Consider the following 21,753-nt stretch of genomic DNA (forward strand, 5'->3'; position numbering starts at 1 on the left):
CACGATGCGCTGGAAATTCTGTCTTCCCTCCGCCGGTTCCGCCGGTTCCCAACGGCTTGCCCTCGAAGACCTCTATCTGGTCCCCGAGGACGGGAGCAGCAGCGGGCGCTCCTATTGGGTGACCGTGGAGGCACTGTGTTCGTTCACCGGCGGAACCCGGGAGGAGAAACTCGCACGCCTCGCAGGGAAGGAATTTGATATCTCGGATACGATGGACATGCTTGTGCACCGGGAGGATTTTGACAGGTCGGAGTTGCTGGCATGGGCACGCATTTTCATCCAGAACCGGCTGGGCGATCCGCACCCGGAATTGATCGAGGCCGAGGGTGATGAGGTGGCGCGGTGTACGCCCGTGATCCGGGAGAACGACCCGCGCATGCATGCGGGTCGTCCCGTCCGGCTCCTCTTCATTCACCATCAATCCGGACCGCCGGTGGCACTTCCTGAAGGATCACTGACCGGTGCCGCCGGATTCGATGTCAGTACAGTATGCCTCGGCGATATCCTCACGTCAGATCTTCCCGCCGATCTCATCACCCGGGCCGATCTGGTGTTCGTCATGGACAAGCGGACACGCCATGTGCTGCAGCGGCGTTGCAAGGCACTCGGGATGCAGCGCCGCATTGTCTGTCTCTTCCTGCCCGAGCATCATGATGTGCGGGATCCTGCTTTCCTGGCCATGTTCCATGAGCGTGTGCGGGTCTATCTGGACCGGTTCGGGTGGAACAGGACCGATCGTGAGTGATATCCCTTTCCTCGGAGAGATCGCCGGACTCCTGACCGCCGTGTGCTGGTCAGGAAGTTCGCTCGTCTTTTCGACGGCGACACGGCGGCTGGGTACCGTGCTCGTCAATATCGCACGCCTCGTCTTCGCGCTCATCTTTCTCGCGATCCTCATTCCCGCCTTCGGCATCCCGTTGCAGGTCTCATCCACGCAGATCCTGTATTTTGCGATCAGCGGGGTCATCGGGCTGGCGCTCGGGGATTCGTTCCTGTTCAGGGCCTACGTGCATATCGGCCCGCGTCTGAGCATGCTGGTGATGTCCATCGCTCCCGCGGTCTCGGCGGTCTGCGCCTGGTTCATCCTCGGAGAATACCTCTCGCTCCTCGGGATCGCCGGCATCATCATCACGGTCGTCGGCGTTGCTCTTGTGGTGTACGAGCCCGGTTCACAGGGCAGGTTGCCGGGAAGCGACCTGGCCGTGGGGATCCTGTCTGCTGGCGTCGCGGCCGTGAGTCAGGGCGTAGGGCTGACCTTCGCCAAGCTGGCCTTCATGGAGGGATCGGTCGATGGCTTTGTGGCCGCGGCGATCAGGATCGCATCGTCCCTTGTTGTCCTGCTCCCGATCGTGCTGCTGTTCCGCCGGTTGCCGGATCCGGTGAAAGCATTCACGAATGACGTGAAGGGATTCTGGCTGACCGCACTCGGGTCCGTCCTGGGACCGTTCATCGGGATCACGCTGAGCCTGCTGGCGGTGCAACACACAAAGGTCGGCATCGCCGCAACGCTGATCGCGACGGTCCCGATCATCATGTTGCCCATGGTGCACTTCATCTACCGTGAACATCTGACGGCGCGCTCGATCGTCGGCGCCTGTATCGCCGTGGCAGGTGTCGCGGTGCTCTTTCTCCATTGACCGGAAGGAGGGGTGTGTATGCGGTCCCCAGTTGCACTGATCTGTCGCGATACCGGAGAGGCCTATGATGCGGCGGAGCCGCGGTGGAGATCGGCCAGCGGTGGCCTGCTGGATATCGATTTCACGCCCACGCTCGATGTGCATGAAGTTGCCGAGCGCCCCCCTTCGCTCTGGCGTTACAAGGAAGCGTTCCCTCTGGATGAGGCAGTGTCCCCGGTAAGCCTTGGCGAGAGCGTGACGCCACTCGTCCGGATCTCCCTCGGGGGGATCCCCGTCCTTGTGAAGCAGGACCATCTTTTCCCCACCGGATCGTTCAAGGACCGCGGTGCGGCGCTGATGGTGAGCCGGTTGCATCATCTGGGGGTCGGCCATGTTGTGGAAGATTCGTCCGGCAATGCGGGGTGCGCCGTGGCCGCCTATTGTGCTCGTGCGGGGATCGGCTGCGACATCTTCGTTCCCCGGGCGACATCAGCCGCCAAGCTCACCCAACTTGAATACTACGGGGCCCGCATCCATAGGGTCGACGGCACACGCGAGGATGTTGCGCAGGCAGCGAAGGAAGCAGCGGCGTCGTCGTACTACGCCAGCCACGTGTGGGACCCCTTCTTCGTTCACGGCACGAAGACCTTCGCGTACGAAATTGCCGAGCAGCTCGGGTGGCGGTCGCCCGATGCCGTCGTCGTCCCGGTAGGGAACGGGACATTGCTGCTCGGGGCGTTTCTCGGATTCACGGAACTGAAGGCCATGGGGATCATTGACCGGTTGCCGCAGGTGATCGGGGTGCAGGCCTCGGCATGTGCGCCTCTGGAAAGCACCTGGAGAGCGGGAGGTGGGTCGCTGTCCGGCTGCGAAGGGCTGCCTTCCCTCGCCGATGGCATTGCCGTGATGAGGCCCGCCCGGTGGCACTCAATTATAGAGGCAGTGCGGTCGACGGGCGGGGGGATCTTGAGGGTGTCTGAATCCGCGATCCGATCTGCATTGCTTGAGCTGGGGAGGATGGGCTTTTTTGTGGAGCCGACGGCTGCTGTGGCCATGGCCGGAGTGCGGAAACTTCTTTTCCAGCGAGGGGACGTTGAGACCATTGTAAGTGTTTTAACAGGTACCGGACTTAAATCAGGTCATGCGTTGGACGAGGTGCTCCATTCCTGACGAATTCCGGCGTATCTGATCATTTGCCGGGACAAACGGAATGTGCGCTGGCTCACAACCTTTTCTCCGGAAGCCAGTATATTGGGGTCACAATGAGTACGATGTCCATTACATGAATGGCGCGCCATCCGTTATCTTGACTGGCAGGGGTGTTCTTTGTATCTTGACTTGCGGTTTCCGCAGTTTTCCGCTGTTTTACTGTCTGCGCCCAATCACAGGCCGACGACGGAACGTCCGTGCCCAGGGGGGGACTCAGCTCATTGACCGGGTCATGAGGAGCCACTCCTCTGGCTTTTCTTTTCCTAGGGTTTACGAAGGATCCTGATGCACGCGCGGTATCCGAAGTGCAGTGACGACAGTTGTTGTGTTTCATCCGAGAGTCTGCTATGAGAACGTATCACCACACCATCGCCCTGTTCATGAGTTGTATGCTGCTCGGAACCGGAGCGATGTACGGTCAGGCGACGAAGTTCGTGATCACCGGCTCCACGACCCAGGTTGCGGGCACGACGCAGAGCCTTACGATCCGGGCCGACAGCGCCGGGTCGCCGGCCGCCTCGTACACCGGAGCCAAGGTCCTCACGTTCTCCGGTGCCAACTCTTCTCCCAGTCCTGTCACTGCTCCGACCATTACGGATGCCACGGGGACACCGGTGGCTTTCGGCAACTCCACGACCATTACCTTCGTGGACGGACAAGCGACCGTTACCGGCAGCAATAACGGCGTTCTTACCCTGTATGATGTTGAATCAGCGGTCATTTCTGTCACCGATGGCTCGATACAGTCCACCGGCACCGACCGCCTGACGGTTGGCGTTACACATGGACTTCTCGAGAAATTCGCACTCGTCCTTGCCCCGTCACAGGTGAACAATGCGGGATTCACCGGGACCTCTACCCTGACCGCGCAGGACAGCTGGGGTAATACCGTCACGAGTTACAATGCAGCCGCGAACCATGTCCTGATCACGGCCAATTCTCTGACGGGATCGGTGGTCGGGCTTGGCAACTCTGACGACAATACCCTGGACAAGAATGGGGATTTTGTGTCCGGGGTGGCAGACCTGACGGCGATGGGTATGCGCTACGTTGGTACGATCGGCACAGGATCGTTCACGGCCACGTCCGCGAGTCCGTCCAAGTCCGGCAGTTCCGGGAGCGTGACCATCACTCCCGGCCTTGCCCAGAAGCTGGTGATGACCGGGGCCGGGACAACGGCCGCCGGCGTGGCCCTGGCGCCGACGATCACGGCGAAGGATACCTCAGGCAACACGGCGACGGGGTATGGTGGCGCAAAGAATCTGACGTATGCAGGGGCCTCCTCGATCGTCTCTCCGTTGACGAATCCGACGGCATCCACGAGTGCCGGCACGGACGTTGCATTCGGTTCAGCGACTTCGGTAACGTTCACGCTTGGCGTCGCGGCCGCATCTGGAGCGAATAATGGCACCTTGAAGCTGTACAAAGTTGAGAGCGACACGATCTCGGTCACCGATGGCTCGATCGCAACATCGGGGGCCGGCCGTCTCGTCGTGAATGTGACGTCCGGGACGCTCAACAAATTCGTGGTCGCGATCGCGTCTCCCCAGACGAGTGGCACGGCAGTCACGGGAACGAACACGGTGACGGCCCAGGACACGTGGGGGAATACGGTCACCTCATTCGATGCATCCGCGGTGCCCGTCACGATGTCGGCCTCGCTCGGGGGGACCATCACCGGACTCGGGACAGGCAACAATGCCATTTTGAACCGCGGAGTGGATTTCTCCGGCGGCGTCGCCAATCTCACTTCCCTCGGCATGATCTATACCGGGACCACCGGAACGGCAACATTCACGGCCCAGAGCACGTCTCCAGCCGCGACCGGAACCTCGGGCAATGTGACGATCAATGCCGGCGTGGCCACCCGCCTGGTGGTCACAGGAACGTCGACGCAGACGGCGGGCAGTTCGCAGAACATCACCATCACTGCGAAAGATGCGATCGGCAATACGGTCACCTCCTATAGCGGCGCCAAGTCGCTGTACTTCTCGGGAGCGAACCCGTCCGCCAATCCTGTGACGAATCCTACGGCCCGCAATTCCAGCGCAGCCGATGTCAATTTCGGTCAACTCACATCGATCATCTTTGCCAGCGGTGAAGCCACCGTCAGTCTCAAGCTCTACAAAGCAGAATCTGCGACGATCGCGGTCGCGGACACGGTCGGGCATATCCGGGCGAGCGGCAGCGACCGGCATGGCGTGATCGTGTCGTCCGGTCTTCTCGGGAAGTTCTCGTTTGTGGTCGCCGGCAGTCAGCAGAATGATGTGCCGTTCACCGGTGTGAACTCGCTGACCGCAGAAGATGACTGGGGGAATATCATTACCACGTTCAGCGCCGCGGCGAATAACGTGGCCATCACTGCGAGTGGCGTTGGTGGAACGGTGCTGGGGCTCGGAACGGGCCAGAACGGCGTGCTGAACCAGGCGGGCGACTTCAGCAGCGGTGTCGCGGACCTGACGCTCCTCGGCATGAAGTTTCTCGGCACATCCGGAAACAGAACATTCACAGCCACGTCGGCATCTCCGATGAAGTCCGGCACATCGGCCACCGTGGCCATCAGTCCTGGCGTCGCCAGGCGGTTTGCCCTGAGCGGGACGGGGAATGTGGCTGCGGGCGTTGCGCATGCCCTGACCATCACCGCGCAGGATACCTCGGGTAATACCGCGACCGGGTATACCGGTCTCAAGACGCTCTCGTTCTCCGGTGCGAACGCTTCTCCCGACGGCAACCAGCCGACCGTGAGCAATAACACGGGTAATGAACGCAATTTTTCGAATACGCCGAACACCGAGATCAATTTCTCGAATGGTGTCGCCGCCGTGAGCGGGAATACCAACGGGCTCCTGCGCCTCCGCAAAGTGGAGTCCGCATCCATTGCTGTGACCGATGGGACGATCAGTACGCCGGTCGGAGGATCGCTGGCCGTCACGGTCACCCCGGGAGGCCTCGGACGCTTCTCGGTGGTCATGACCTCGCCGCAGACGAATGGCATCGCGTTCACCGGAGTGAACACGATCACGGCCGTCGACAGTTTTGGGAATACGGCGACCAGCTTCAGTGCTGCATCCAATACGGTCACCGTGACCACGCCCGCATTGGGAGGGACGATCACGGGGCTCGGTTCCGGGTTGACGAACGTCCTGAATCAGGCCGGGGATTTCGTTGCCGGCGTCGCGAATGTGAGCACGAAACTGAAATACACAGGAGCAACGGGATCGAGCACCATCAAGGCCACGTCCGCGAGCGGCAAGGAAGGCACGTCGGCGTCTCCGGTGACGATCAACGTCGGCGCTGCGACCCGGTTGGTGATCTCCGGCAGCGGGAGCCAGGTCGCCGGTCTGCCACAATCGTTGACCATCACCGCGAGGGACAGTTCCGGGAACACCGTGATCAGCTATGGGGGTGCGAAGAACCTTGTGTTCAGCGGGTCGGGTTCCTCACCCAATCCCGCCACCTCGCCGACCGTGACGTCGAGTGGTGGTTCGGCCGTGCCGTTCGGTATCTCCACCTCGATCAACTTCAGCAGCGGCCTTGCACAGGTGAGCGGCTCGAACAACGGCGTCATGCGATTGTACCGGGCCGGCAAGGACACGATCGCTGTGAGTGATGGCTCGATCGGTTCCGGCGGAGCGGACCGGCTGATCGTGACCGTGAGCGCGGATGCCCTGGCAAAATTCACATTCGTCCTTACTTCCCCCCAGCAGAGCGGTGTCGCGTTCACCGGTACGAACTTGCTGACGGCGCAGGACTCCTACGGCAATACGAAGACCGATTTCAATGCGGCCACTGATAATGTGACCGTTAACCCTTCCGGGCTGGCCGGGTCCGTCACAGGTCTCGGTTCGGGTGCGAACGTCCTCAATCAGGCATCCGACTTCACCAGCGGCATCGCGAACCTGACCGGCAAGATGAAGTTCACCGGGGCCACCGGTTCTGGCCTCTTCACCGCCGCCTCGGCATCCAGTAAGGTTGGCACCTCCGGCAGTGTACAGATCGTGGCTGGCGGTGCAACCCGGCTTGTGATCAGGACCAACACCGGTGATTCGGTGACGACGCTGACCGCAGGAGGAACGACGAACCTGACGATCAGGGCCATGGACGCCTCGGGCAATGTGGTCACGACATATACCGGGACCAAATCCCTGACGTTCTCGGGCCCGGATTCGTCGCTGAGTCCGGCTTCCGCTCCGACGGTTACGAACAGTTCGGGTTCAGCGGTCGCGTTCAATACGAGCACATCGATCAATTTCACGAACGGTGTCGCCACCGTGAGCGGGAGTGCCAATGGGGTCCTCCGGCTTCTGCGCGCGCAAACAGCTCTGGTGTCGGCCACGGATGGAACGATAGGTTCGAGCGGGACAGACAAGCTCTCCGTGACGGTGTCCCCGTCGGCGCTCGGCAAATTCGGTCTTACCCTTGCCACGCCGCAGACCAGCGGCGTTGCATTCACCGGGGTCAATTCACTGTCAGCCCTGGATGACTGGGGCAATACGGTGACGACGTTCAGCGCGGCGACGACGCCGGTGACGCTGACCACAACACTTACCGGGACGATCTCGGGCCTCGGATCGGGGACGAACAATGTCCTGAACCGTGCGGGGGATTTCACCCTCGGTATCGCCAATCTGACCTCGCTCGGCATGAAGTTCACGGGGACCGTGGGTACCGGAACATTCACTGCGACCGGTGGCGGTAAGACCGGCGTGTCGGGTTCCGTGGCGGTCGTGGCCGGCGGAGCAACACGCCTTGTCCTGCGCACGTCTGCCGGCGATTCAGTGACCACCATGGTCGCCGGGACCACGCGCAATCTGACGATCACGGCAAAGGACGGATTCGGCAATACGGTGACCGCCTACACCGGATCGAAGACCTTGCTGTTTTCGGGTGCGGATTCTTCAACATCACCGGCGACGCCGGCGAGCGTGACGAACAGTGCCGGGGCTGTCGTTTCCTTCGGTGCGAACACCGCGATCACCTTCACGAACGGCGTGGCACAGGTCGCCGGGAGCAGCAACGGTGTGCTCCGGCTGTACCGTGCGCAGGGCGCGATCGTTGCGGTGAGCGACGGCTCCATTCACTCCACGGGGAACGATGCTCTCTCGATCACCGTCTCCGCGGCTGCCCTCGGGAAATTCAAATGGGCGCTTTCCTCGCCACAGGTGAGCGGGGCCGCATTCTCCGGGACGAACACCCTGACGGCCCAGGACGACTGGGGAAACACCGTTTTGGCCTTCGATGCCTCGGCGTCCAACGTCACGCTGAGTACATCCCTGGGAGGCACGATCTCGGGCCTTGGTTCGGGGACCAATGATATCTTGAACCGCAGCGCCGATTTCTCCACGGGTGTGGCGAATCTCACCGCGCTTGGCATGAAATACACCGGTCCCGTGGGGACGGGCGTCTTCACCGCGACCTCCAGCGGCAAGGCCGGTACCTCCGACAGCGTTGTGATCAGCGCCGGCACTGCGACGCGTCTGGTACTGACGGGGATTGCGACGCAGGTTGCCGGAACCGCGCAGAACCTCACCATTACCGCACGCGATGAGTCGAACAACATTGTGGTCGGATACGCCGGCTCGAAGAATCTGACCTTCTCCGGTGCGGCATCAGGGACGAATCCGGTGACGCCACCGACGGTCGCCAACAGTGCCGGACTTGCAGTTGCGTTCGGTTCTCCGACGGCGTTGACCTTCACCAATGGCATCGCGACCGTTGCCGGGAGTGCCAATGGCACGATGCGGCTCTACCGGGTCGAAAGTGCGATCATCTCGGTGACCGATGGGACGATCTCATCCCAACTCACCGACCGGCTTACCGTTGGCGTCACCCCGGGTGCACTGGGGCAGTTCGCCTGGACACTCGTGTCGCCGCAGGTGAACGGCCTGACATTCACGGGAACGAATACTCTGGTCGCACAGGATGATTGGGGAAACACGGTCCCGACGTTCAACGCGGCCACGAACAATGTGACGATCACGACGTCCCTGCCCGGATCTCCCCAGGCGATCACCGGTCTTGGGTCGCTCGACAACAATGTGCTCAACCAGGTCGGCAATTTCACGTCAGGGGTCTCGAATCTGACCGCGCTCGGCATGAAATACTCCGGTTCTTCGGGCACCGGTACGTTCACGGCCACGTCGGCGGTCGGTTCCAAAGCCGGGACCTCGGCGGTGATCACGATGAACAACCCCGTGCCAACGCTGACGGTGATCACGCCAGGCGAAGCGAGCCGGTCTCAGAAGCTGACGGTCGGGCTGACCGGGACGAACTTCATCCCGAACGTGACGACCGTGGATTTCGGTGAGAGTACGGTGGTCGATTCCACGGTGGTCGACTCTCCCACGCACATCACCGCGAAGGTGACCATTGGTGCCGGCGCGGCGCTGGGTTTGCGCGGTGTGACCGTGAGGAATCCGACCCCCGGCGGTGGAGCGGGAACACTTCCGAATGCGTTCCGGGTGAAGAACCTGCCGAGCATCGTCGGTCTCAATCCCGCGTCCGGAATTCGCGGTACGACATTTGACGTGATCATCACGGGAACGAATTTCGCCGACGGTGTCAGCACGGTGGGGATCCAGGGAGCGAACATCACGCTCAATGCACAGACCGTTCAGAGCCCCACGGTCATCAAGGCGAATATCAGTATCGGCCTGGCTGCGGCCGATGGCATCCGGTACTTCACCATCACCAACTCGGGGGCCGAAGGAGGGGTGTCCAATCAGGTCGGCTTCACGGTCGGCAACAATCCCGCTCCCACCATTGTGTCGGTCAAACCGGATACGATCAGCCGCCAGCAGACCGTGGAGCTGGTCCTCCGCGGGACCGAATTCTACAGTGGGATCACAACATTGAATGTGGGGAGCGGCATCACGGTGAACGGGTTGCCGGTGATCGACAGCTCCTCGCAGATCCGGGTGAATGTGACCGTGACCGACACTGCCGCGACCGGATCGCGCAATATCTCGGTCACGAATGCGACGCCGGGTGGTGGGACGGCGACGTTGACCAATGCGCTGCTCGTGGTCAACCCGCTTCCGACCTTCACCGGGCTGTCCGTACAGAACGGGTCACGGCTTCAGTCCCTGACCATGACCTTGCAGGGAACGAAATTCGTCCGCGATGTCACCACCGCATCATTCGGCAGTGGTATAACGGTGACGTCCAGAAGTGTTGACTCGCCGACCCTGATGACCGTGAATATCGCGATCGATTCCAGCGCCACTCTCGGTCCACGGAGCCTCTCGGTGAGCAATCCGGTTCCGGGGGGAGGGACCGCACAGCTTTCCAATGCGTTCACGGTCAATAATCCCCGACCGACGATCATTACGATCGCGCCAGAAAGCACCCTGGTCGGGTCCGGCGTACTCGGCCTTGCGGTCACCGGAACGAATTTCGTGCCCGGGTCCTCCGTGTATCTCGGGAAGACCTTGCTCACCTCCACACTGGTGAACAGGACACGGCTGGATGCAAGTATTCCGGTGTCCGAATTGGACACTGCCAACACGTTTGCCGTGACCGTGGTGAACAGTCTCCCGGGTGGGGACACGTCCAACAGCAAGATCTTCACGGTGCAGAATCCTGCCCCGGGTCTGGCCTCGCTGTCGCCCGCCAATGGAAGCCGTCTGCAGACCCTCAATGTGGTGCTCGATGGCACCAATTTCATCCCGGGCATCACGCAGGTCAATTTCGGAGCCACGGATATCACGGTGAACAGCGTCACGGTCACATCCGAGACGAAGCTGACCGCGAACATCACGATCAGTTCGTCCGCCACGATCGGACCGAGGGATGTGAATGTTTCCAATCCCGCGCCCGGCGGTGGTGCCTCGGAGAAGCGCACGTTCACGGTGGCGGATAACCCTGTCCCCACGATCCTCGCGGTCAACCCGTCGGTAGGCGCGCGCCTGAGCAGAGATACGATCGTGATCACGGGGTCCAACTTCATCACCGGGGTCACATCCGTGGATCTCGGTCCCGGGATCACGGTGATCGGATCGCCGGTCGTGAACAGCTCCTCCCAGCTCACGGTGGTGGTCAGTATCAGTGCCAGCGCGGCGACCGGATCGCGGTCTGTCAAGGTCACGAATGCCGCTCCGGGCGGAGGCACGGCAACGAGGGTGGCGGGTTTCACCGTGAACAACCCGCAGCCGGTCTTGAAGTCGCTCATCGAGGCCAGTCTCCAGCAGCTTCAGACAGCGACGATCGTGATGAGTGGCAGCGGTTTCATTGACGGCGTCAGCATCCCTCAATTCGGCGACGGCATCACGATCAACAGCCGCGCCGTGGTCAGCGATACGCAGATGACCGCGAACATCACGGTGACGGTTGCGGCAGAGACCGGTCCGCGGGATGTCTGGGTGACCAATTCACCGCCAGGTGGTGGAACCTCGATCCTGACGAACGGCTTCAGTGTTGGCAATAATCCGAAGCCGACGTTGACCTCGGTGACGCCGCAGACAGGCAAGCGCCTGGAGACCATCGACCTGCTCTTCCGTGGCACGAATTTCATGGGGAACGCCACGACGGTGGATCTCGGGCCGGACGTCACCGTGCAAACGCCTGTGGTCACCAGCGATACCACCTTGACGGCCCGTGTCACGATCGGCGCGGCGGCTGCCACGGGGACGCGGACGGTCTATCTGAGGAATGCTCCTCCCGGCGGCGGCACGGACAGCATCACGAGCGGCTTCACCGTCACGAATCCCGTTCCGACATTGGTGTCGGTGACCCCGTCCGCATCGACAGGGAACCAGACGATCAACGTCGTTCTGCGGGGAACGAACTTCATCAATGGGGTCACGACCGGGAATTTTGGCTCCGGTATTCTGGTGAACAGCATCACGGCGGATAGTGCGTCCCGTGCGACAGCGAACATCACCATCAATGCGACGGCCACGCTGGGTGCGCGCAACATCGTGGTCATCAACCCGGCTCCCGGGGGGGGGACGTCCAACCCGATCGCCTTCACGGTGAATCTTGCGGCACCGCCTTCGCCGACACTGACGGTGCCATACAACACGCAGACCAATCTGCCGACGACACTGATGCTCCGGTGGGATTCCTCTGCGGGGGCGACGCGGTACCGGCTCCAACTCTCCACCAGTTCGCTGTTCTCGAATATGGTGGTGGACGATACCACGCTGGCCACGAACTCAAGGAAGGTCGGGCCGCTGCTCAATAATACGACGTATTACTGGCGGGTGCAGGCGCGCAATATCGGCGGTGCAAGCCAGTATTCATCGACCTGGAGTTTCACGCCGGCGTACCCGTCCGTGTGGAGTTTCAATCGGACGTGGACATTTGCCACGATGTCGTCACCGTCCGAGTACAAATCCAGCGACTATCAAATGGTGGGCCTGCCCGGCACGGGCACCACGCCGGTGAGCACCTATCTGGGCGGCACGCAAGGGACCGACTGGCAGCTCTACTGGGATAACGGCAACGAGAAGGACTTCTTCGTCGAGAATCCCGGGTCGTCGCCATTCCTTTTCTCCACGGGGCGCGCGTACTGGCTCGTGAAGAAAGGCGGCTGGAACCTCAACACATCGGTGGAATCCGCACAACTCGATACCGACGGCAATGCACTCATTCCCGTTCATCCCGGGTACAACCTCATCACCAACCCGTTCGGACTGGATGTTCCGTGGAATGCCGTCCAACAGGTGAACGGCAATGCCGCCCGCGAACCGATCTGGGATTACTCCTTCCCCTCCGGGTTCCAAACGGCAACCGTCCTGAAGCCGTTCGTCGGGTACTACTTCATCAACCGTGACAGCATCACGGCCCTGAAGGTGCCGTATGCAGGAACATCGGGGGTTCTCAAGGCGGCGGTGGATACCGTAACGGGCTGGACCCTGACACTCGGTGTCACGGCACAGGAGTATGCTGATCACTCGACGCAGATCGGTGTGCGTACCGATGCGCTGGATGCCCTGGATCTCTTCGACTATCACCGGCCGCGCGGTCTTGTTGATTAGTTGTTGATCGCGGTTCTGCGTCCCGATCTCGACCCCGGCATGCCTGTGTTCGCGTCCGACATCCGGAGCGGCATCGGTGAGCTCGCACGGTGGACCGCCGAACTTACCGCCCCGAAGGGCAGGGAGGTCCTGCTGGACGTGATGGGTGTCGGTACCGTGCCGTCGGACTACGAGGTCTATCTTGTGGACCAGATCCATCAACGGTATGTCGATCTGCGTGTGAACGGCGTGTACAAGTTCGTGCCGGTCAGCGGGCGTTCCATGTTCACGGTGCTGGTCGGAGCGCACGATGCCGTGCAGGCGGAACTCGGGAGCGTGGTGCCGCGCACGTTTGCGCTCGAGCAGAATTTCCCCAACCCGTTCAACCCGAGCACGACGGTCCCGGTCTCGGTGCCGGTTGCAGGAGCGGTGACCGTGAAGGTCTACAACATTCTGGGTGAAGAGATCGTGACACTGCATGACGGCATGCTCGATCAGGGCCGGCACTGGCTGACGTGGGATGGCAGGAACGATGGTGGCCGGCAGGTGGCGACGGGCGTGTACTTGACCCGTATGACGACGCCGGCAGGTGGCAGCCATGTCGTAAAAATGATGTTGATGAAATAGGTACGGAGGATCCATGTCTGCCGTTGTAGGCCGTTTGAAAATGATGCGCGTCGTGCTTGCGGTTCTGCTCTTTGCCGAAAGCATGCCCCTGGCCGTGGCGTTCGGTGAAGGGTCGGGAACGAGCATCGACAATGTCCGGTTCGAGGCGACCGCGGACCTCGTCAAGATCTACTACGATCTGAATGCACCCGTCGATATGGTGCATGATGTCCGCATCGCTCTCCGCCGTGAGAGTGACATCACCTTCACATACCGTCCGCTGAACATCACGGGTGACGTCGGGACCATCGTGTTCCCGGGTCAGAAGCGCCGCGTGGTGTGGGAGATCCTGAAGGAATTCCCGGATGGATTGCAGGGCGACGATTACTATTTCGTGATCGAAGCGGAGTATGTGGAGCCCGAAGGATCGAGTTCGTGGCTCTGGATCGGTGGTGGGGCGGCAGTTGTCGGAGGCGTTGTACTCCTGCTTGTGGGAGGGAAGGACACGCCCCCCGTCATCCCTCCCGTCCCGAATGTGTTCCCTCAGCCGCCGGCACGGCCGTAGGCCCCGGCGTCCCTGACAGACAAGGAAGCGTAGAGATGAGATCGATGATCATAGTGGTATTCCTTACCCTGGCTGCGGTGTGTTCGGCCGCCGCTCAGGTCATCACAGGCCGGAGCGCAGCCGGATCCCTTACGGCCGAGCCGGGGGATTCAACCCTGGTCCATGCGGGAGGGGTCACCCATGTGGTCTCCTACGAGACCGAGTTCAGTGAGCCATCCGGCGACAACTTCCTTGAGGCACGGGAGACCGGACGGCTTCGTCTGATCCTGACCAATGCGGGGAAGGCTTCCCTGCGGAACGTTGTGGCGCGGATCGTGCCCCTTTCACCGCCAACGGGCGTGTCGTACAACGACTCCATTTCCGTGGGTGACATTCCCGGCAACGCAACGCGGTACGCGATCTTTTACTTCACGGCGGAGGAATCGGTCACGTCCCAGATCCTGACGTTTCAGGTCGATGTTCGTGACGCCCGGGGAGTGGTGGCGGATTCACGGTTGATCACGTTCTTGACGAAGGAGAAGAAGTAGGCGGGGTGTTGCAGTCGCGGCCCGGGTGAACTTCCTGTGGGGGTGGTGGATGCGGGTTGGGAAAGGGGTGCGGTACAGAGATGGGTGACTTGGACTTCTGGCGAAAGCGGCCTGACCCACAGGGGAAGGCCGTTTCGCATGAAAAGGGTGATCAGGCGCGGGTCGTCTCTTCGATCCACTCGCTGGTGATAGCATGCATCATGTCATCGCGCTGGTTGGCGAAGCGGAGAAACAGAACGAACAGTCCGTTGACTGCGAAGTATGCCGCGATTCCGATTGCGATCGTCACGATGCCTCCTGCAAGGCCTGATTTCGATTAAGTTACACTTTTCTATGCTCAAAGGGAACGCTTATTTCGCCATTTTTGGGGGAGGGTACATTCTCCGGCTTTTTCTGGCACAGTGTGGTTGCACAATCGCCGTGCCGTTCTGGCCCGGGGCCGGTGTACTCGATTTCGACGTGTTTTTGGCATGAGGTGACCCGACACAGGTGAGAATATGTAGATGTTACGTGCAATTTCTACAAGTTTGACATTCAATCATTTTCTTCGCAAGTTGGTACACTCTACAGTCGATCAATGTCATTGGTGAAGGCAAGAGGTGAATGATGAAGACACATCAAACACGCAAGACGTCCTCAGCGGTCACGCAAGAACGGTCTTTCCAGGAGTATCTGGCTGTCATGCTTCGTGGAAAGTGGATCATTCTGACCACATTCATCGTCGTTCTCGTGGCCACCATCCTGTTCACGAAGTTGTCCGACCCCATCTACCAATCGACCTGCAGTGTCTTGCTGAACACCTCGGAACTCAAGGGATCGCTCTTTGCGGAGTCGGTCAGGTCCGATGGTCTCAAGAATACCGTCCAAAACGAACTTGCTATCCTGAACTCCCGCGCACTCGCGGATTCCGTCGGCGCACGGTTGCGGAAGCAGCGGTACCTCTTCCCGGGGAAAGAAGACCTGATCCCGATGGTGGTCCCCATGAAGGATATGGCCGACTCCACCGGTCTGGCTCCGTTGGATCTGGTGGCGGGCCGGGTATCGGGTTCCATTGATTTTGATCCGGTTCGGGAATCGGATATCATCAGCATCACGGCGAAGAGCAAGAGTCCGCGCGAAGCGCAGTTGATCGCCAATACATTCGCCGAGGCGTACCGGGACAGGAATATCTACCAAAGCCGTGCGAAGTCGCGGTCCTTCCGTGAGTTTCTGGAGAGCCAGGCGCGCGACAAGCGCCGTGCCCTCGAAGACACCGAGAGCTCCCTCCAGGGGTACATGGAGAATCAGGGCATCGTCTCGCTCGATGATGAATCGAAACGCATGATCGAGCAGCTGGCGAGCCTTGAAGCCCAACGGGATGCGACCGACATCTCCCTGAAAGAGATGCAGAACACGCTCAGTTCCTACCAGCAGCAGCTGCCGCAGCAGGAGACGAACGTCGCCCGTATCGTTGGCGAAGCAAGCGACACCTATATCCGCCAGATGCAGGACCAATTGGCCAAACTGGAGGTCTCGCGCGACATGACCGTGGTCCAGAACCCGACCGCTGCCGGGCGCGAGATCCTCGATTCGCGCGTCAAGGAGATCGACGCCCAGATCATGGCGCTCCGTCTGAAGCTGCAGCGCCGTACGGACGACTATCTGCGGACGCTGACGCCGGAGGGTGGTGCGGGAGACGCTGCCGGGTACCTCAAGACCGTGAAGCAGAAGATCGTCGAGGCCGGCATCAATGTGCAGTCGCTGCAGGCAAAGAAGAGCGCGCTGAATGAGGCGATCCGGGAGTACGAGTTGAAGTTCGACAAGATCCCCGCGAAGAGCGTGCAGTTGGCCCGCCTCCAGCGCGCACGCCTCAGCAATGAGAAGCTCTATCTGATGGTGGAAGAGAAGTACAACGAAGCCAACATCACCGAACAGTCGAACACCGGGTACATCGAGATCATCGAACCCGCGCCGATGCCGTCGTCACCGTCGAGTCCGAAGACGCTCATCAATCTGATGATCGGTATGTTCATGGGCCTGTCGCTCGGCATCGTGCTTGCCTTCGTCAAGGAATACTTCGACGTCCGTGTCCAGACCCCGGAGGACCTGAAGCGCCGCGGGTTCACGCCGCTCACCCCCATCATGAACATGGATCCGGAGATCGAGAAGCTGGGCCGTGGCGACGGGCTGACCGCGAAGGACAAGGCGGTGGATGCGCACCTGATCACGCTCTCGTTCCCGTTCTCTTCGATCGCGGAATCGTACCGCCAGATGCGTACCAACCTGCAATTCGCGCGCGTCGGTCAGCCGATCCGTACCCTCATGGTCACGAGTCCGGCACCCGGTGAAGGGAAATCCACGACCGCCTGCAACCTCGCGATCGCATTCGCGCAGACAGGCAAGAGCGTGCTGCTCGTGGATGCCGACCTGCGCCGCCCGACCCTGGATGCAAAGTTCTCTCTGAAGAAGGAACCGGGCCTTTCGGAGTATCTCTCCGGCAAGCAGCCGTTGAAGGCTGTGGTCCAATCGACACGCGTCGAGAATCTGTCCGTGATCTGCAGCGGTGAGATCCCGCCCAATCCCGCGGAAGCGCTTGGTTCCGATACCATGCGCAAGCTGATCGCAGAAGTGGTGGAAAAGTACGAGGTGGTCCTGTTTGACTCCTCTCCGATCCTGGCGGTGACCGATCCGGCCGTGATCTCGACCATGGTGGATGGCTCGCTCATCGTTGTCTCGTCAGGGAAGACCCGTGCCCAGGATCTCGACCAGGCATCCGAATTGCTCGAAGGCGTCGGGGGCAAGGTGATCGGCGTGGTGATGAACAACTTCGACCCGCATCATGCCTACGGCCTGTCGCGTCGCACGAGCCGTGGCCGGTATTCCTACGGTCAGACATACTACAGCAAGAGTAAGGGGGATGTGTCCGCAGGCGAGGAGAAGGACGAGCGGCATTCAGGCTGAATCGACGTAAGAACTGAGGGAAGGAAAGAGTTATGTCGTTGCGCAGGGTGCTTATGATGCTGGCATGTACAGCCGTCCTGGCGGGGTCCGCATCCGCCCAGATAGAAACGAGCCTTGGTGTTTCCAAGAGCGGCGCGTCGTCGGCCGCATACTATTTTCTTTCCAAACCGGGCGAGATCACGATGTCCATCAACCTGTGGGGATATGTCCGCAACCCCGGCAGGTATGAGGTACCCATTTCCACGGATCTGGTCCAGCTCCTGTCATATGCCGGCGGTCCGCTTGCTGAGGCCGATCTCGCATCGGTGAAGATCTCGCGGGTTGTGCGGCGGGATGACGGTATTCGTACCGTGGAATTCAATGTGAACTTGCGTCATTTGGACAAGTTGGACGACAAAGCGCGGGGCCTCGAGCCCGGCGATACGATCTTTGTCGACTCTCCGAGTTTTGTGTGGAGAGATGTCTTCAGTATCCTGACCACGGTCGCGATCATCCTCGCGTCCATTGCAAACGCCGTGATCGCCACACGAGGGCTGTGATCCCGCAGACCGGGGCGAGGTACCGTTGTCCCCGGTCTGCCCGCCAACGCCCCGGGACCTCATTGTCAGGTCCATCTCCCTTCCTCCCACCGGGCCCTTCGGAGGTTCGCACGATCAAGGGAGTCGGATGTGGCGGGGGGCATGTGTCCGGGCACAACAGATCTCGAGCGGGTGTGTGACGCAGGATACAGCTTTCGGGGTGGAGGTCCGTTATACTGTACGGAATCCACCCGTTTCTCCGGGACGGCCGACGGCCGCCGGCGATACACGACAGGACAGGCATGAAAACAAAATTGTACTTGTTCCTGGTCATCCAGTTCTATAACTCGGTCGCCGGGGCGCTCGCAACGATGATCATCCCGAGCTCCGACCGGGTGATCCGCCTTGTGACGTTCAGTGCCGATGGCCTGATGTTGTTGCTGGCGCTCTCAGCCTTCTGGACGCGCCGGAGTTTTTATGGGGTCAAGTTCATGGCGCTCTTCCTGCTTGCCTCCACGCTCACGTTCATCTATACGATCGAACGCTTCGGCTTCCCGGAGCATCTCAATGGCCTCCGCGAGACCCTCTTCTTCTTCTCTTCCCTGGTTGTCGTGTACGATCTGTACGAGTCCCATATCCGTCCGGACCTGGTCCGCATCTTCACGCGGTACCTGATCGTTTTCGCGATCCTGCAGACGCCCTTCGCGGTCTTTCAATTCCTCAAGTACGGGGCGGGCGACGCGGTGGGAGGGCTGTACGGCACGGGGGGAGGGAGCGGGTATATGTCGCAGCTCCTGTTCCTGATCTGCTTCTTTCTGGTCGTACGGTTCTCATCCCTGGAAGACGGGTCCAACTTCATCATCAGTCGGACCATCCTGTTCGTCCCGATCCTCATTCCGTGCGCTCTGAACGAAACGAAGATCTCCTTCATACTGCTTGCGGCGATGTTGTTGCTCCTGGTGACCTCCCCGCGGCAGATGTACCGGGCGATCCCTCTGCTCATCCTCGGGGCCGGGTTGATGTTCCTGTTGAACTACTATTACAGTCAGACCGTTGAGGATACCAGCAATATTTTCGATGAAGGGTATATCGAGAAGTATCTGCTGACGAACCCGACGGGGACCGGCGGCGACCTTCCCCGTTTTCAGCGCATCCTCATCATGTTCCGCCTGATGGGAGGGGATATCGGGTCCATCCTCCTCGGCATGGGGTATGGTGTCCTGGGAGGGGGGAACATCATGGGCACGTCACGCCTGGGACGTTCGCTCTTCTATCTGGTCAACGGGTCCCGCATCTTGCTGTTTCGTACCTGGATCCAGGGCGGTCTGCTTGCGGTCATCTTTGTCGCCGGAGCGATGTTCGGCTACCTCCGCGCAAAGGTGGAGAATGTATTCACCGTCCGCCAGTTCTCGTTCTTTGTGTTCTTCAGCCTCATCGTGATCTGGGCATACGATGAAGCGATCTTTGATCGCGTCTTCGCGCCTATCACTGCGTATTTCATGATGTGGATCAGGGCGGGCGGCATGAGTGGCGAAGAGTATCCGGGGGAGGAATCTGAGCGAGAGGTTGCTGTCCATGCGTGAGCGACCATCTCTCATGATCATCAGTCAGGATCAATTCGGGTATCTGACCGACACGTTCAAGTACTGCAGGTACCTGCAGTCTGATTTTCAGATCACCTACGTGGGCTGGGATTACGGTCTGCCCGGGATCCCCTCGGAAGGTGTCGCGTGCGTCCACTTCTCGCGGGACGGCGGCAAGGTGAAGCGGTATGTGTCGTTCCTCCGCGAATCGCTGGCGATCATCCGCCGGCAACCGGCGGACGCAGTGATCTTTGTCGAGTATTTCCCTTTGTGCGCGTTGCTTGCGCTGTTCGGCGGCCACAGGGGACGCATGGTGATGGATATCCGTACGGGGTACGTACGGAGCGGCGGGATCGTCCGCGCGGTGTTCAACGGGCTGCTGACGCTCGAAGCTCTGTGCTTCAAGCATGTGACCGTCATCTCGGACAGTCTCCGGCGGTTTCTCAGCCTCCCCGAGCGCAGTGCACATATCGTTCCGCTCGGTGCCGATGCCGTCCAGGTGGCGGACAAGGAGTTCTCCCGCCTGCGGCTGTTCTATGTCGGCTCGCTGGAGAACCGCAATATCGACAAGACCGTGCGCGGGCTGGAACTGTTCATGTCGCGCCATCCGGATGCGCCGATCGAGGGCTATGATATCGTCGGCTTCGGCCCGGCGGACGAGGAAGAGAGGCTCCGGACCGCCATGCGTGAGGCGGTGCACGTGCGGGACATCGTGTTTCACGGCCGGATCCCGAGCACCCAGTTGGGCCCGTTCCTGTCATCCTGCAATGTCGGGGTGGCGTTCATCCCGGGGGACAAGCACTACCAGGTGCAGCCGGCGACCAAGATCTTTGAATACCTCCTGGCCGGGATGGTGGTCATAGCTACACAGACGTACGAAAATACACGGGTGATCGACGATTCCAACGGGGTTTTGACCGATGATACGGCAGAAGGGTTCTCGGCCGGCCTCGAAAAACTGATGGAAAAGCGGATGTCGTTCAAGAGTCCGGCCATCAAGGACGGGATCGGAGAATACGCCTGGCAGAGGATTGTGGCAGAGAACTTGCTACCGTATTTGACCGGATTACTACGACAATCATGAAGGAACCTGTATGAGAATCCCCCCAGCACGCATCTATTTCTCGGAAGAGGACCGTGCCACGATCACGAAAGCGATCGATGAGGTGCTGTCCACCGGTCAGCTGACCCTCGGCAAATACGGGAAGCAACTCGAGGATGAGTTCGCTGCTTTCATCGGTGCGAAGCATGCCGTGGTGGTGAACAGCGGGACGAGTTCGATCCAGATCCCCATGCACATCTACGATGTGCGCGGCAAGGAGGTCCTGGTCCCGACGAACACCTTCTTCGCGACGGCGCTCGGCGTCCTGCACGCCGGCGGCATTCCGCGATTCGTGGATTGCGACCCCGAGACGTTCTCGGTCGACATGGACAGCCTGCGCTCGCAGATCACCGGCAAGACCGCGGGGATCGTGGTGGTGCACATCGGCGGCATCGTGACACCGCACATGGCGGAGATCCAGGAGCTCTGCACGAAGCACGGTCTGTTCCTGTTCGAAGATGCCGCGCACGCGCACGGCAGCTCGTACAAGGGGAAGAAGGCCGGCCTGTTCGGGGAGGCCTCGTCCTTCTCGTTCTATCCCACGAAGATCATCACCAGCGGCGAGGGTGGGATCATCGTCACGAATTCGGACAAGTTCAATGAGGAATCCCGCCTCTACCGCGACCAGGGGAAGGCGACGTTCACGGCGAACATCCACAACAAACTCGGGTACAACTGGCGGATGAGCGAGCCCCATGCGATCATCGGGCTCCAGCACTTCCGTCATCTCCCGGCATTCATCGAGGAGCGTAACCGGCTGGCGCGCGTGTACGACCGCGGTCTGGCATCGGTGCCGGGCGTGAAGCCCCTGACGCTTGCCGAGGGCACCGTGTCGAACTACTACAAGTACATCGCTATGCTCGATGAGAAGATCGACCGTGCGAAGCTCAAGAAGGTCCTGCGCGAGAAGTATGACGTCGGGCTGAGCGGTGAAGTGTATGAATTGCCGGTCCATCTGCAGCCGTACTTCGAAGGGAAATACAAGCGGGGCGACCTCCCGAAGGCGGAATATCTGTGTGCGCATCACATCTGCATGCCGCTGTATGCGAACATGACGGATGCCGACGCGGAATATACGGTCGCGAGTCTGCGCGACGCACTGGCACTGGTCTGATCGTCTGAATCAAG

At 60.6% G+C, this 21,753-nt stretch carries 13 protein-coding genes; 12 read left to right on the forward strand and 1 reads right to left on the reverse strand.

All coding sequences use genetic code 11. The annotated features are described in order from the left end of the window. Positions 1-4 precede the first annotated feature (4 nt). The 7 genes from IPI01_18245 (at position 5) to IPI01_18275 (ending at position 14,482) form a co-directional block, all read left to right on the forward strand. Complete coding sequence (locus tag IPI01_18245; protein ID MBK7259697.1) at positions 5-745, forward strand: hypothetical protein; 741 nt, start codon at positions 5-7, stop codon at positions 743-745. Beyond that, positions 738-1,637, forward strand: coding sequence for a DMT family transporter (locus IPI01_18250; protein MBK7259698.1), 900 nt, complete (start codon positions 738-740; stop codon positions 1,635-1,637). Before IPI01_18245 ends, IPI01_18250 begins: the two co-directional genes overlap by 8 nt. Positions 1,638-1,655: 18 nt before the next feature. After that, positions 1,656-2,786: a threonine synthase gene (locus IPI01_18255; GenBank protein ID MBK7259699.1), complete on the forward strand. Its 1,131-nt coding sequence runs from the start codon at positions 1,656-1,658 to the stop codon at positions 2,784-2,786. A 386-nt stretch (positions 2,787-3,172) separates the two neighbouring features. Further along, positions 3,173-12,805 (forward strand): hypothetical protein, encoded by a 9,633-nt coding sequence (locus IPI01_18260; GenBank protein MBK7259700.1) that lies wholly within the window; start codon positions 3,173-3,175, stop codon positions 12,803-12,805. A gap of 3 nt (positions 12,806-12,808) precedes the next feature. Beyond that, positions 12,809-13,411 carry a T9SS type A sorting domain-containing protein gene (locus tag IPI01_18265; protein MBK7259701.1) on the forward strand — a complete coding sequence of 201 codons (603 nt, stop codon included), beginning with the start codon at positions 12,809-12,811 and terminating at the stop codon, positions 13,409-13,411. A 13-nt stretch (positions 13,412-13,424) separates the two neighbouring features. After that, complete coding sequence (locus tag IPI01_18270; GenBank protein ID MBK7259702.1) at positions 13,425-13,955, forward strand: hypothetical protein; 531 nt, start codon at positions 13,425-13,427, stop codon at positions 13,953-13,955. 35 nt (positions 13,956-13,990) lie between these two features. After that, positions 13,991-14,482: a hypothetical protein gene (locus IPI01_18275; protein MBK7259703.1), complete on the forward strand. Its 492-nt coding sequence runs from the start codon at positions 13,991-13,993 to the stop codon at positions 14,480-14,482. A gap of 151 nt (positions 14,483-14,633) precedes the next feature. On the opposite strand, the gene IPI01_18280 is transcribed toward IPI01_18275, so the two are convergent. Continuing rightward, the gene (locus IPI01_18280; GenBank protein ID MBK7259704.1) at positions 14,634-14,771 is read right to left on the reverse strand and encodes a hypothetical protein; all 138 of its coding nucleotides are present in this window, start codon (positions 14,769-14,771) and stop codon (positions 14,634-14,636) included. 392 nt (positions 14,772-15,163) lie between these two features. On the opposite strand from IPI01_18280, the gene IPI01_18285 reads away from it, so the two are divergent. The 5 genes from IPI01_18285 to IPI01_18305 all read left to right on the forward strand — a co-directional run bounded on the left by IPI01_18285 (position 15,164) and on the right by IPI01_18305 (position 21,739). Next, positions 15,164-17,422, forward strand: coding sequence for a polysaccharide biosynthesis tyrosine autokinase (locus tag IPI01_18285; protein ID MBK7259705.1), 2,259 nt, complete (start codon positions 15,164-15,166; stop codon positions 17,420-17,422). A gap of 32 nt (positions 17,423-17,454) precedes the next feature. After that, entirely contained in the window at positions 17,455-17,961 is a 507-nt protein-coding gene (locus IPI01_18290; protein MBK7259706.1) for an SLBB domain-containing protein, read from the forward strand. A 281-nt stretch (positions 17,962-18,242) separates the two neighbouring features. After that, a complete protein-coding gene (locus IPI01_18295) occupies positions 18,243-19,523 on the forward strand; it encodes a hypothetical protein (GenBank protein ID MBK7259707.1) in 1,281 nt (426 codons plus the stop codon). Further along, entirely contained in the window at positions 19,516-20,607 is a 1,092-nt protein-coding gene (locus IPI01_18300) for a glycosyltransferase family 4 protein (GenBank protein ID MBK7259708.1), read from the forward strand. Before IPI01_18295 ends, IPI01_18300 begins: the two co-directional genes overlap by 8 nt. Positions 20,608-20,617: 10 nt before the next feature. Further along, complete coding sequence (locus IPI01_18305) at positions 20,618-21,739, forward strand: DegT/DnrJ/EryC1/StrS family aminotransferase (GenBank protein MBK7259709.1); 1,122 nt, start codon at positions 20,618-20,620, stop codon at positions 21,737-21,739. Positions 21,740-21,753 lie beyond the last annotated feature (14 nt).

This window comes from Ignavibacteriota bacterium (assembly GCA_016707525.1).
In the GTDB taxonomy this organism is placed as follows: Bacteria; Bacteroidota; Ignavibacteria; order UBA10030; family UBA6906; genus JAGDMK01.